Annotated in this window: 13 protein-coding genes; 8 read left to right on the top strand and 5 right to left on the bottom strand. The window is 74.8% G+C overall.

The annotated features are described in order from the left end of the window. Nucleotides 1-144: 144 nt before the first annotated feature. Genes ACI78Q_RS18845 through ACI78Q_RS18835 form a run of 3 tightly spaced genes read right to left on the bottom strand, consistent with a single transcriptional unit; the run spans nt 145 to nt 2266 of the window. A complete protein-coding gene (locus tag ACI78Q_RS18845; RefSeq protein ID WP_456924967.1) occupies nt 145-711 on the bottom strand; it encodes a DUF3105 domain-containing protein in 567 nt (188 codons plus the stop codon). Next, nucleotides 708-1427: a peptidylprolyl isomerase gene (locus tag ACI78Q_RS18840; protein WP_456924966.1), complete on the bottom strand. Its 720-nt coding sequence runs from the start codon at nt 1425-1427 to the stop codon at nt 708-710. The genes ACI78Q_RS18845 and ACI78Q_RS18840 overlap by 4 nt, the downstream gene beginning before the upstream one ends. After that, nucleotides 1424-2266, bottom strand: a complete 843-nt coding sequence (locus tag ACI78Q_RS18835) for a peptidylprolyl isomerase (protein WP_456924965.1) — start codon at nt 2264-2266, stop codon at nt 1424-1426. Before ACI78Q_RS18835 ends, ACI78Q_RS18840 begins: the two co-directional genes overlap by 4 nt. Before the next feature lie 161 nt (nt 2267-2427). On the opposite strand from ACI78Q_RS18835, the gene ACI78Q_RS18830 reads away from it, so the two are divergent. From ACI78Q_RS18830 to ACI78Q_RS18810, 5 genes are read left to right on the top strand one after another with little or no spacing between them, the layout of a single operon-like run. After that, on the top strand, nt 2428-3123 hold the full coding sequence (locus ACI78Q_RS18830; RefSeq protein WP_456924964.1) for an MBL fold metallo-hydrolase: 696 nt from the start codon (nt 2428-2430) through the stop codon (nt 3121-3123). Next, entirely contained in the window at nt 3120-4382 is a 1263-nt protein-coding gene (gene hisS, locus ACI78Q_RS18825) for a histidine--tRNA ligase (RefSeq protein ID WP_456924963.1), read from the top strand. The genes ACI78Q_RS18830 and hisS overlap by 4 nt, the downstream gene beginning before the upstream one ends. Further along, a complete protein-coding gene (locus ACI78Q_RS18820; RefSeq protein WP_456924962.1) occupies nt 4379-5365 on the top strand; it encodes an aldo/keto reductase in 987 nt (328 codons plus the stop codon). The genes hisS and ACI78Q_RS18820 overlap by 4 nt, the downstream gene beginning before the upstream one ends. A gap of 25 nt (nt 5366-5390) precedes the next feature. Then, nucleotides 5391-7178, top strand: a complete 1788-nt coding sequence (gene aspS / locus ACI78Q_RS18815) for an aspartate--tRNA ligase (RefSeq protein WP_456924961.1) — start codon at nt 5391-5393, stop codon at nt 7176-7178. Nucleotides 7179-7210: 32 nt separating this feature from the next. Then, complete coding sequence (locus ACI78Q_RS18810; RefSeq protein WP_456924960.1) at nt 7211-8302, top strand: pyridoxal-phosphate-dependent aminotransferase family protein; 1092 nt, start codon at nt 7211-7213, stop codon at nt 8300-8302. A gap of 122 nt (nt 8303-8424) precedes the next feature. Here the strand turns inward: ACI78Q_RS18810 and ACI78Q_RS18805 are convergent, their stop codons facing one another. Further along, nucleotides 8425-9294, bottom strand: a complete 870-nt coding sequence (locus ACI78Q_RS18805) for an endonuclease domain-containing protein (protein WP_456924959.1) — start codon at nt 9292-9294, stop codon at nt 8425-8427. Nucleotides 9295-9588: 294 nt separating this feature from the next. After that, a complete protein-coding gene (locus ACI78Q_RS18800) occupies nt 9589-10446 on the bottom strand; it encodes an aldo/keto reductase (RefSeq protein WP_456924958.1) in 858 nt (285 codons plus the stop codon). Nucleotides 10447-10564: 118 nt separating this feature from the next. On the opposite strand from ACI78Q_RS18800, the gene ACI78Q_RS18795 reads away from it, so the two are divergent. The 3 genes from ACI78Q_RS18795 to ACI78Q_RS18785 all read left to right on the top strand — a co-directional run bounded on the left by ACI78Q_RS18795 (nt 10565) and on the right by ACI78Q_RS18785 (nt 12733). Then, entirely contained in the window at nt 10565-11899 is a 1335-nt protein-coding gene (locus ACI78Q_RS18795; protein ID WP_456924957.1) for a replication-associated recombination protein A, read from the top strand. Nucleotides 11900-12020: 121 nt separating this feature from the next. Further along, nucleotides 12021-12446: a DUF948 domain-containing protein gene (locus ACI78Q_RS18790; RefSeq protein WP_456924956.1), complete on the top strand. Its 426-nt coding sequence runs from the start codon at nt 12021-12023 to the stop codon at nt 12444-12446. Further along, complete coding sequence (locus tag ACI78Q_RS18785) at nt 12446-12733, top strand: hypothetical protein (protein WP_456924955.1); 288 nt, start codon at nt 12446-12448, stop codon at nt 12731-12733. The genes ACI78Q_RS18790 and ACI78Q_RS18785 overlap by 1 nt, the downstream gene beginning before the upstream one ends. Nucleotides 12734-12763 lie beyond the last annotated feature (30 nt).

The following is a 12763-nucleotide window of genomic DNA, read 5'->3' as shown; positions in this document are numbered from 1 at the left end:
GGGGGCAGGTGGCGGGGAGCGGGGGTGCCGGACGGGGCCCCCTACCCCTGCGTAAGCTGGGGCACGCCCCAGGGGGGGGGGCAGACCACGAGCTCCCCGGAGGACACGTCCGCCACGCGGCGGGTCCCCGCGGAGGGCGGGAGATCAGGCGGTGCCGGACTCCGCGAGGAAGGCGGGGTTCTCGCACGGCGCCCCGGGCTCCGGCGTGGTCTCCGGGTTGCCCGCGAGCAGGGCGGCGAACTCCGCCAGGCGCGGGTCGTCGACGTCGTCCAGGCGCAGGGCGTGGTTCCAGGCCTGCAGCGACACCGTCGTCCCCAGGCCCGGGTAGGGGGACAGCATCAGCCCGTACGTGCCCCGCACCAGCGCGGTGAGGGTCGAGACGTCGTCGGCGCCGGCCACCGCCGGGTCGTAGGTGATCCACACCGCGCCGTGCTCGAGGGCGTGCACGGCGTTCTCCGGAGGGACGGCGGCGGCGTAGACGCTGCCGGTGCAGTCGGCCCAGGCGGCCGCGTGCGGGCCGCCGACCGGTGGGTCCTCCGCGTAGTCGACCGGGCCGGTGAGGTGCGGCTGGCCCGCGGAGTAGGCGGCCACCCGGGTGTCGTCGAGCGTGACCGGCTCCGGCGCCGGGGACCCGGAGCCCGGAACGGTGCCGGTGCACCCGGCGACCAGCGCCGAGGTCAGGACGGCGACCGGCCCGCGGACGCGGTTCACGCCACGCTGATCGACTCGATGGTGACCGGCACGCGGGGGGCGCCGCCGCCCGGGCTGGGGTCCATCGAGCCGTCGTTGCCGTTGGCCGCCACGACGTCGAGCACCGCCAGGCCGGCGTCGTCCACGGTGCCGACGACGGTGTAGTCGGGGGAGAGCTGGCTGTCGCCCCACACGAGGAAGAACTGGCTGCCGTCGACGCCCTGCCCGCTGTTGGCCATCGCGACGGTGCCGCGCGGGTAGGTCTCCTCTCCCGTGACCTCGGTGGGGGAGGTGTAGGTGGGGCCGCCCGCGCCGGTTCCGGTCGGGTCGCCGCACTGGAGCACCTTCAGGCCGGGGCTGTCGACCTCCCGGTGGCAGGGGGAGTCGTCGAAGAACCCGGTCTGCGCGAGGTGCGCCAGGCTGGCCGCCGCGCACGGCGTCGCCGACTGGTCGAGGGTGAGCCGCAGCTCGCCCAGGTTGGTGGTGACGACCAGGTCGGTGGTGCCCTCGGCGGGGACCTCCTCCGGCGGGGTGTCGACCTCGATCAGGTAGGGGTTGGCCGTGGAGCCGGCGCCCCAGTCGCAGGTCGTCGTCCCGGAGGCGGACGCCGACCCGCCCGAGCCGCCACCGGAGCCGGAGCCGCCCGACGACGCCCCGCTGGAGTCGTCGCCGGAGCAGGCGGCCAGTGCCACCAGCGCACAGGCCAGGGCGCCTGCGGCGCGCAGCCGAGCGGTCACGCGACCACGGTCATCGACTCGATGGTCACCGGGACGTTCGGGGCGCCGCCGCCGGGGCTGGGCTCCATCGAGCCGTCGTTGCCCGCGGCCGCGATCTGGTCGAGGACGGCGAGGCCGGCCTCGTCGACGGTGCCCACGACGGTGTAGTCGGGGGACAGCTGCGAGTCGGTGAACACGAGGAAGAACTGGCTGCCGGTCGAGCCGGGGGTGCCGCTGTTGGCCATGGCGATCGTGCCGCGGGGGTAGGTCGTCTCCGGCGTGACCTCCTCGGCGAACCGGTAGGTCGGGCCGCCCTGGCCGGTGCCGGACGGGTCACCGCACTGCAGGACCCCGAACGCGTCGCCGTTGACCATGCGGTGGCACGGGCTGCCGTCGAAGAACTTCTGCTGCGCCAGGTAGCTGAAGCTGGCCGCGGCGCACGGGGCCTTGGCGCGGTCCAGGGTGAGGGTGAGGTCGCCCTGCGAGGTGGTCATCATGAGGGTGCCGGTGCCCTGGGTCGGGGTGGCTTCAGGGGTGGGCGGGGTGCCGACGTCGACGAGGTTGGTGTTGCCCGAGTCGTCCGGGGCGTAGGTGCAGCTCACGGTGCCGTCGGGGTTCGTCGTGGCGGCCGCGGCGCTGCTGGTGGGGGCGGCCGTCGTCGGGTCGGCGGCGGCGTCGTCGCTGTCGTCGCCGCTGATCCCGGTGATCAGCCAGATGGCGCCGAGCACCAGCAGCACGGCGACCGTGGTCACCCCGATCAGCAGGTTGCGGCGGCGCCTGCGGGCCAGCTCGGCGCGACGCTCGAGTTGGCGCTGCAGCCGCCGCTGGGCGGCCTGCCGCCGCTGCTTGTTGCTCGGCACGGGTCGGACTCCTCGGAACGGGTGCTGCGGCGGGGCGCGGGGGCTCGGCCGCGCGCGCCCACGCACCGCTGGTCGATCCGCGAGTCTAGGCGGCGTTCCTGGGCGATCCCTGGCACCGGGAAGCGACGGAGCGCCGCGCGGGCCCCGCGTAACCTGCACGGGTGCTCATCCGCTCGTTCCCGGCCGGCGCGTTCGGCACCAACTGCTACGCGGTCGCCTCCGGGCCCCGGCAGGAGTGCGTGGTGGTCGACCCCGGCATGGACGCCGTCGAGCCGCTGGCCCGCATGCTGGCCGACGACGGCCTCAAGCCGGTCGCCGTCGTCCTCACCCACGGCCACCTCGACCACACCTTCTCCGTGCTGCCGGTCTGCGACGGCTACGACATCCCGGCCTACCTGCACCCCGAGGACAGCGGGATGCTCGCCGACCCGATCGCCTGGCACGGGCCGCAGCTGGCCCCGCTGATCAGCGGCGTCCGGCTGCCCGACCCCGCCGACGTGCTGCCCCTGGACGACGGCGCGGTCCTGTCCCTGGCCGGGGTGGAGCTGACCGTCCGCCACGCGCCGGGCCACACCCGGGGCTCGGTGGTGTTCTCCCTGGACCTGGGCGAGGCCCCGGGCCTGCTGGCCGGCGACGTCCTGTTCGCCGGCTCGGTGGGCCGGGTCGACCTGCCCGGCGGGTCGTGGGAGGCGATGCTGGGCTCGCTGCGCGACGTCGTCCTGCCCCTGGACGACGCGACGGTGGTGCTGCCCGGCCACGGCCCGGCGACGACGATCGGCCGGGAGCGGGCCACCAACCCGTACCTGGCCGAGGCCGCCGCAGGCGTGGGGCCGGCACCGAAGGGCCGGGGCCTGTGAGCGGGCTGACCGCGCCGAAGGGGACGTTCGACACCCTGCCGCCGGAGTCGGCGCGCTTCCTCGCCGTCCGCGACACGCTGACCGCGCCGCTGCGGCGGGCCGGTTACGGCTACGTCGAGACGCCGGTGTTCGAGGAGACCGCCGTCTTCTCCCGCGGGGTCGGTGAGTCCACCGACGTCGTGACCAAGGAGATGTACACCTTCGAGGACCGCGGCGGCCGCTCCCTGACCCTGCGCCCCGAGCTGACCGCCGGGCTCATGCGGGCGTTCATCGAGCACCGCCTGCACACCGGCGCGCTGCCGGTGAAGCTGTGGACCGTCGGCTCGGCGTTCCGCTACGAGCGCCCGCAGGCCGGCCGCTACCGGCACTTCACCCAGGTGGACATGGAGGCCCTCGGCACCGACGACCCGGCGCTGGACGCCGAGGTGGTGGCGCTCGGCGTGCAGGGCTTCCGCGACCTCGGGCTGACCGACTTCGAGCTGCTGCTGACCTCGCTGGGCGACGCGACGTGCCGGCCCCAGTACCGCGAGCTGCTGGTGGCCTACCTGGACAAGCTGGACCTGGACGACGACACCCGCCGCCGGGCGGAGATCAACCCGCTGCGGGTGCTCGACGACAAGCGGCCCGAGGTGCAGGCGCAGCTCGACGACGCCCCGCTGATGGTCGACCACCTCTCGGACTCCACCAGGGCGCACTACGACGCCGTCCGCCAGCACCTGACCGACCTCGGCGTCACCTGGACCGAGGCCCCCAAGCTGGTGCGCGGGCTGGACTACTACACGAAGACCACCTTCGAGTTCGTGCACAACGGCCTCGGCGCGCAGTCGGCGATCGGCGGCGGCGGGCGCTACGACGGGCTGTCGGCGGCGCTCGGCGGTCCCGACGTCTCGGGCATCGGCTACGCCGTCGGCGTGGACCGGACGCTGCTCGCGGTGGAGGCCGAGGGCCTGGACATCGGCGCCGCCCCGGGGGTGCAGGCGTTCGTCGTCCCCCTCGGCGCGGAGGCCAAGCGGCTCGCGGTGCGGCTGGTCGGGCAGCTGCGGGGCGCGGGCGTCTCCGCGGACACCGTCTACGGCGACCGCGGGCTCAAGGGCGCGATGAAGGCCGCCGACCGGTCGGGCGCCTCGCACGCGGTCGTCATCGGGGAGCGCGACCTCGCCGACGGCGTGGGCCAGCTCAAGGACCTGCGCACCGGCGAGCAGACCGCCGTCCCGGTGGCCGAGCTGTTCGAGCGGCTGCGTGCGAGTGTGGACCGATGAGCATGGAACAGCGGCCGCTGGGCCGGACGGGGGCCGACGTCAGCGTCGTCGGCCTGGGCACCTGGCAGCTGGGCGGTGACTGGGGGGACGTCGACGACGACACCGCCGCCGACGTCCTCGACGCCGCGCTCGACGCGGGGGTCACGCTGCTCGACACCGCCGACGTCTACGGCGACGGGCGCTCGGAGGAGCGGATCCGCCGGGCGCTGGTCGCCCGCTCGGAGCGGCCGTTCGTCGCCACCAAGGCCGGCCGCCGCGCGGACCCGTTCGAGGCCGCCACGTACACCCCCGAGAACCTGCGCGCCTGGGTCGACCGGTCGCGGCGCAACCTCGGCGTGGAGACCCTCGACCTGGTGCAGCTGCACTGCCCGCCGACCGCGGTCTACTCCGACCAGCGGGTCTACGACACCCTCGACGGCTTCGTGGCCGACGGGTCGATCGCCGCCTACGGCGTGTCCGTGGAGACCGTCGCCGAGGGGCTGACCGCGCTGGAGCACCCCGGCGTCGCGACCGTCCAGGTGATCCTCAACGTCTTCCGGCGCAAGCCGCTGGAGGAGCTGCTGCCGGCCGCGGCCAAGGCGCAGGTCGGCATCCTGGCCCGGGTCCCGCTGGCCAGCGGCCTGCTGTCGGGCCGGTTCACCGAGTCGACGACGTTCGCGCCCGACGACCACCGGAACTTCAACCGGCACGGCGAGGCCTTCGACGTGGGGGAGACCTTCGCCGGGGTGCCCTACGAGGTCGGCGTCGCCGCCGCCCGCGAGTTCGTCGAGATCTGCGGCGACCGGGTGCCCAGCGCCGTCGCCCTGCGCTGGGTCGTCCAGCAGCCGGGCGTCACGTCGGTGATCCCGGGCGCGCGCACCGTCGCGCAGGCACGCAGCAACGCGGAGGCGGCCGACCTGCCCCCGCTGACAGACTCCGACCTCACCGACCTCGAGCGGCTCTACGACGAGCGCATCCGCGCCCACGTCCACGGCCGCTGGTGACGACGACTCCCCGAAAGGCTCTCCAGTGCTCCGCACCCACGACGCCGGCACGCTGCGCGCGTCCGACGCCGGTTCCACCGTCACCCTCGCCGGCTGGGTCGCCCGCCGCCGCGACCACGGCGGCGTCGTCTTCGTCGACCTGCGGGACGCCTCCGGCTACGTGCAGGTCGTCGTCCGCGAGGAGGAGGCGCACGCCCTCCGCAACGAGTTCTGCGTGCTGGTGACCGGTGAGGTGCGCCGGCGGCCGGAGGGCAACGAGAACCCGGAGCTGCCCACCGGCGAGATCGAGGTGGCCGCGGCCGAGCTGCGGGTGCTGTCGGCGTCCGCGCCGCTGCCGTTCCCGATCGAGACCGACCAGGCGGCGTCCGACGACGTCCGCTACCGGTACCGCTACCTGGACCTGCGGCGCCAGGGCCCGGCCCGCACCATCCGGCTGCGCAGCGAGATCAGCCGGATCGCCCGCGGCGTCATGGCGCAGCACGGCTTCGTCGAGGTCGAGACGCCCAACCTCACCCGCTCGACGCCGGAGGGGGCTCGCGACTTCGTCGTCCCGGTGCGGCTGCAGCCGGGCAACTGGTACGCGCTGCCGCAGTCGCCGCAGCTGTTCAAGCAGCTGCTGATGATCGGCGGGCTGGAGCGCTACTACCAGATCGCCCGCTGCTTCCGGGACGAGGACTTCCGCGCCGACCGGCAGCCGGAGTTCACCCAGCTGGACTTCGAGATGAGCTTCGTCGAGCGCGACGACGTCCTGGCCGTCGCCGAGGACGTCGTCCGGGCGCTGTGGCGGGAGCTGGCCGGCTACGAGGTGCCGGAGATCCCGCGGATGAGCTACCGCGAGGCGATGGACCGGTTCGGCTCGGACAAGCCCGACCTGCGGTTCGACATCGAGCTCACCGAGCTGACGTCGTACTTCGCGCAGACGCCGTTCCGCGTCTTCCAGGCGCCGTACGTGGGAGCCGTGGTCATGCCCGGTGGCGGGTCGCAGCCGCGGCGGGCGTTCGACGCCTGGCAGGACTGGGCGAAGTCCCGCGGTGCCCGTGGGCTCGCCTACGTGACCATCGCCGAGGACGGCACCCTCGGCGGCCCGGTGGCCAAGAACATCTCCGACGCCGAGCGCGAGGGCCTCGTGGCGGCCGTGGGCGCGCAGCCCGGGGACTGCGTCTTCTTCGCCGCCGGCGCCCGCCGCCCCTCGCAGGAACTGCTGGGTGCGGCCCGCAACGAGATCGCCCGCCGGCTGGAGCTCATCGAGCCGGGCTCCTGGTCGTTCCTGTTCGTCGTCGACTTCCCGATGTTCGAGGAGACCGAGGACGGCGAGTGGACGTTCATGCACCACCCGTTCACCTCGCCCACGCCGGAGTGGCGGGAGCGGTTCGCCGAGGACAAGGCGAACGCGCTGTCCGACGCCTACGACCTGGTGGTCAACGGCAACGAGCTGGCCAGCGGGTCGGTGCGTATCCACGACGCCGAGCTGCAGGAGCGGGTGTTCGAGACCCTCGGCATGTCCCGCGAGGAGGCCCGCGAGCGCTTCGGCTTCTTCCTCGAGGCCTTCGCCTACGGCCCGCCGCCGCACGCCGGGGCCGCGCTCGGCTGGGACCGGCTGACCGCGCTGCTGGCCGGCGTCGACTCGATCCGCGAGGTGATCGCCTTCCCAAAGACCGGTGCCGGGTTCGACCCGCTCACCGGCGCGCCGACGCCGATCACCGAGGCGCAGCGCAAGGAGGCCGGCATCGACGCCGTGCCGGAGGAGTCGGCGCTGCCCGCCGAGCCGGGTGCCCCGGGGCCGACGTCGACCGGGGTCGCCATCCGGCCGTAACGCAGGTCACGGCCCGCCGGTAGGTTGCGGGCATGCCGCTGCGTGCCCGCACCCTGCTCGGTCCCGGCCCCTCCAACCCGTACCCGGAGGCGACGGTCGCCCTGGCCCAGCCGTTGCTGGGGCACCTCGACCCGGTCTTCCTGGGCATCCTCGACGAGACCTCCGACCGGCTGCGGCAGGTCTTCGGGACGACGAACCGGCGGACCCTGCCGCTGTCGGCGACCGGGTCTGCGGGCATGGAGGCCTCGTTCGTCAACACCGTGGGCCCGGGCGACGTCGTCGTCGTGGCGGTCAACGGCCTGTTCGGCGAGCGGATGGTCGACGTCGCCGCGCGGTGCGGCGCCGAGGTGGTGCGGGTGGACCACGAGTGGGGGCAGCCGGTCGACGTCGACCGGGTGCTGGCCGCCCACCCGTCGCCGAAGCTGATCGCCGCCGTCCACGCCGAGACCTCCACCGGGGTGCGCTCGGACCTGGCGCCCCTGGCCGCGGGCAAGGGTGACGCGCTGCTGCTGGCCGACTGCGTCACGTCGCTGGGCGGCATCCCCGTGCAGCTGGACGAGTGGGGCGTCGACCTCGCCTACTCCGGCTCGCAGAAGTGCCTGGGCGTCGCGCCGGGCCTGGCCCCGTTCACCATCAACGACCGCGCCTGGGAGCGGCGCATCGAGAAGCCGCGCAGCTGGTACCTCGACCTCGGCATGCTCGGCGGCTACGCGGGGGAGGCGGCCGGCTCCGGCGGGCGCACCTACCACCACACCGCGCCGACCGGCATGGTCGTGTCGCTGCACGCCGGCCTGGGCCGCATCCTCGAGGAGGGGCTGGACGCCGTCCACGCCCGGCACGCCGAGGCCGGCCGGCTGCTGCACGCGGGTCTGCAGGAGATGGGCCTGGAGCTCTTCGCCGCCGAGGGGTACCGGCTGCCAGAGCTGACCACCGTCCGCGCGCCCGAGGGCGTGGACTCCGCGGCGGTGCGCAAGGAGCTGCTGGAGCGCTACGACCTGGAGATCGGCGGCGGCGTCGGCGCCTACGCGGCATCGGTCTGGCGGATCGGCCTCATGGGCCAGAACGCCCGGCCCGACACGGTGGCCCTGGTGCTGGCCGCGCTCCGCGAGGTCCTCGGCCGCTGACGTCGGCGCCTCGCCCGCGCCCGTCCGCGGGCTGCGGCCTGCTCGCGCCGCCGAGTGAGCAGTTGTGGTCGCCCGCCGCGGCGGGTCGTCGCGGGTCGGCGACCACAACTGCTCACTCGGACTCACCACCGGGCGCCGCGGCTGCGCAGGGCGCGGGCGGCGCGGTCCACCACCACGTCCCGCTGCCGCAGGTGGAGCGCGCCGAACCGGACCACGAGCCAGCCGTCGGCGGCCATGAGCGAGTACCGGTCGATGTCGCTGCCGAACCGTCCCGGCTCGGCGTGCTGCCGGCCCTCGTACTCGACGGCGACCTTCCACTCCGGCCAGCCGAGGTCCGCGTGGGCGACGACCCGGCCGAAGTGATCCTCGATCTCCACCTGAGGTAGAGGGTGTGGGAGGCCGGCCTCGATGAACCAGCAGCGGACGAGGCTCTCGGGGGGCGACATCGCGAGGGGCGACAGGAACGGCGCCCACTCCCGGGCCCGCACGACCCCACGGACCCCGTCCGCGCGCTCGAGCCGCTGCCGCAGCGACCCGTCGTCGAGGTGCCCGGCCCGGTAGAGGGCGTCGCCCGCCGCGACGAGCCGGTCGGGCGGCAGGACCGCGGCGAGATCGAGCCACGTCTGCGGCCCACTGGTGACCGGCAGTCCGAGGTGGCGGATGACGTCTCCGGGCGCCAGGTCGCGGACGTGCACCCGCAGTCGCCGGCGGCGGGGCCGGTACGAGCCCACGGGCACGACCACCTCGAGGGGCCAGTCGGCCGGCACCGGCGCACCGAGCAGCGCTGCCGCCGTGCGGTGCGACACGGCCGTGCCCGCGGGCAGCAGGGGCAGGACGGCGGTCGATGCGGTGTACACCGACAGCCGGACGGACCGGGAGACGTACGCGCCCCGCGAGACCCGGACGCCGTCGTCCCTGAGCTGCGCGCGGGTCATTCCTGCCTCGCGGGCCTGGGTGCGGGTGTACGTCGGCGGGAGGTCGTGGTCGGCCACCCGGCCACGGTCGGGTCGTCGTCCGGCTGCGCGTGGGCGCCGGCGGCATCCGTGGACAGCCGGGTCCGCTGTGGATCCGGCCGAGTGAGCAGTCGTGGTCGCTCGGTGCGGCGTGTCTCCGCGGGTCGGCGACCACAACTGCTCACTCGGCCCGGAGCGGGAGGGAGGAGAGCGGGCGGGCAGCCGAGAGCGGTCGGAGGAAGGAGGGCGGTCGGAGGAAGGAGAGCGGGCGGAGGAAGGAGGGCGGGCGGAGGGCGGTCGGTCGGTCGGTCGGCGTAGCGGTGGCAGCCGGGGTCAGGCGTCCAGGCGGGCCAGCTGGTCGGCGGTCAACCGGAGGTCGGCGGCCGCCGCGGAGTCGACGATGGACGCCGGCCGCGACGCGCCCGGGATCGGGATGACCGCCTCGGACTGCGCGAGGTGCCACGCCACGGTCACGCGGTACACCGAGACGCCCAGCTCCTCGGCGACCTCGGCGAACGCCGGCGCGGTGGCGTCGAGCGAGCCGGCCGCCGACACCCCGCCGAAGGGGCTCCACGGCAGGAAGGCCAGCCCGTGGGCCGCGCAGTGCGCCAGCTCGTCGGCGGAGTGGCGCCAGCCGGGGGAGAACTGGTTCTGCACGCTCACCAGCGCCGGCCCGATGATCGAGCGGGCGACGTCGATCTGCGCGATGTCGGCGTTGGAGATGCCCACCATCCGCACCAGGCCGTCGTCGGCCAGCGACCGCAGCGCCCCCATCGTCTCCTCCCACGGCGTCGCCGGGTCGGGACGGTGGAACTGGTACAGCCCGATCGCGTCCACCCCCAGCCGCCGCAGCGACCCCTCGCAGGCCTTGCGCAGGTACCCCGGCGTCCCGTCGAGTTCCCAGTCGGTGCCACGGCGGGTGTGGCCGCCCTTGGTGGCCACGAGGACGTCCCCGGCGCCAGGCCCGTAGGAGGCCAGCGCCGCGGCGACCAGCGACTCGTTGTGGCCGAACTCCGCCTCGTCGCGGGCGTAGGCGTCGGCGGTGTCGATGAGGGTCACCCCGGCGTCGAGCGCGGCGTGCACCACCGCCTCCGCGTCCTCCGGTGAGGGCCGGCCCTCCTTGGTCGACAGGGGCATCGCCCCGAGCCCGATGGCGCCGACGGTGGTGTCCCCGATGCGTCGTTGCTGCACGGGGGTGTCGTGCCCCGCGGGTAGCGTTCGCAAGCGTGAGCGGACAGGGGCGGAAGCCCGAGAGGGAGCGCCGGCGACCGAGGAGCGGAGCGACCCGCGGGAGCGAACCGAGGACGCCGTGAGTTCGCTGTTCGACGAGCCCGAGGTCGAGGGTGCGGCGGCGGTCGACCCCGGTGCCCCGCTGGCGGTCCGGATGCGGCCGCGCTCGTTGGACGAGGTCGTCGGCCAGCAGCACCTGCTGGGCCCGCGCTCGCCGCTGCGCCGGCTGGTCGAGGCCGACGAGCCGATGTCGCTGGTCCTCTACGGCCCGCCCGGCACCGGCAAGACCACCCTGGCGCACGTCATCTCGCTGGCCACCAAGCGGCAGTTCGTGCAGCTGTCGGCGCTGGACGCCGGGGTCAAGGAGGTCCGCGCGGTCATCGCCGGCGCCAAGCGGGAGCTCACCTACGCCGGACGGCGCACCGTGCTGTTCATCGACGAGGTGCACCGCTTCTCCAAGACCCAGCAGGACAGCCTGCTGTCGGCCGTCGAGGACCGGATCGTCAGCCTCATCGCCGCCACCACGGAGAACCCGTTCTTCTCCGTGGTGAGCCCGCTGCTGTCCCGCTCCCTGGTCCTCGCCCTGCAGCCGCTGTCCGACGACGACGTCCGCACGCTGCTGCGCCGGGCGCTGACCAGCGACCGCGGGCTGGACGGCGCCGTCACGCTGAGCCAGGAGGCCGAGGAGCACCTGGTCCGCATCGCCGGCGGGGACGGGCGCAAGGCGCTCACCGCGCTGGAGTCCGGCGCCGGCGCCGCGGTGGCGGCGGGCGCGGCCGAGATCGACCTGCAGACGCTGGAGACGGCGGTCGCGCAGGCCGCGGTCCGCTACGACCGGCAGGGTGACCAGCACTACGACGTCGCCAGCGCGCTGATCAAGTCGATCCGCGGCAGCGACGTCGACGCCGCGATGCACTACCTGGCGCGCATGGTCGAGGCGGGGGAGGACCCCCGCTTCATCGCCCGCCGGCTGGTCATCTCCGCCAGCGAGGACATCGGCATGGCCGACCCCACGGCGCTGCTCACCGCGGTCGCCGCCGCCGACGCGGTGGCCTTCATCGGCATGCCCGAGGGGCACTTCCCGCTCTCGCAGGCCGTCGCACACCTGGCCACCGCGCCGAAGTCCAACGCCCTGACCGTCGCGATCGGCGAGTCCACGGCCGACGTGCGGGCGGGGCTGGCCGGGCCGGTGCCGCCCGGGCTGCGCGACGCCCACTACGCCGGGGCCAAGAAGCTGGGGCACGGCTCGACCTACCGCTACCCGCACGACGCGCCCGACGGGATCGTCCCGCAGCAGTACCCCCCCGACGCGCTGGTCGGCCGCGACTACTACCGCCCGACCAACCGTGGCGCCGAGGGCCCGATCGCGGCGCGGCTGGCCAAGCTGCGGGCGATCGTCCGTCGCGGCCGCTGAGGTCCCGGCGGGGGACGGACGGGCGTCGGCGCCCGCGACTACTGTGACCACGCCGGGCCGACGCCCACCGGTGCGTACCGGCGGGTGGGGGCAGGAGCCGACGAGGAACAGGAGATCCCGCGTGTCCGCAGGAGAGTGGGCCGGATTGATCGCAGCGCTGGCCCTGGTGCTGCTGGTGGTGCTGCTCGCCGTCCCGATCCTCAAGCTGGGTCGCACGCTGGACGAGGCGACGCTGACCATCCGCCAGACGCGGGAGCAGAGCGGGCCGATCCTGAGCCAGGCCTCGACCACGGTCGCGCACGTCAACAGCAACCTCGAGCGGGTCGACGACATCACCGGCAACGCCGCGAACGTCTCCAGCAACGTGGCGGCGCTGAGCAGCGTGGTCGCCGCCACCCTGGGCAGCCCGCTGATCAAGGTCGCCGCCTTCAGCTACGGCGTCCGCAGCGCCGCCAAGAAGAAGCGGGAGGGGCAGGCCCTGGCCGACGCCGCCCGCCGCGACAAGGACGAGCGCCGCGCCCGCCGCGCCGCCCGGCGGGCCGCCTGATGCGCCGGTTGTTCTGGCTGGCCATGGGCATCACCATCGGTGCGCTCGTCGTCCGCAAGCTGTCCCGGGCCGCCGAGAAGATGACCCCGCAGGGCATCGCCGGCGCGCTCGTGGAGGGGCTGCGCGACCTCGCCGACGCGATCGGCGAGTTCGGGGCCGACGTGCGCGCCGCCGCCGCCGAGCGGGAGCAGGAGCTGCGCACCGGCACCGGTCTGGACGCCCCGCTCCCCACCGGGGAGCAGGTGCAGCTGCCCGGCCGGCACGCCGTCCGCCCGACCGACCGCTGACCCCTCACCACCCGCGGGAGGACGCCGCTC

This window comes from Geodermatophilus sp. SYSU D00705 (assembly GCF_054050135.1).
This window is presented reverse-complemented; position numbering and strand designations above follow the sequence as displayed.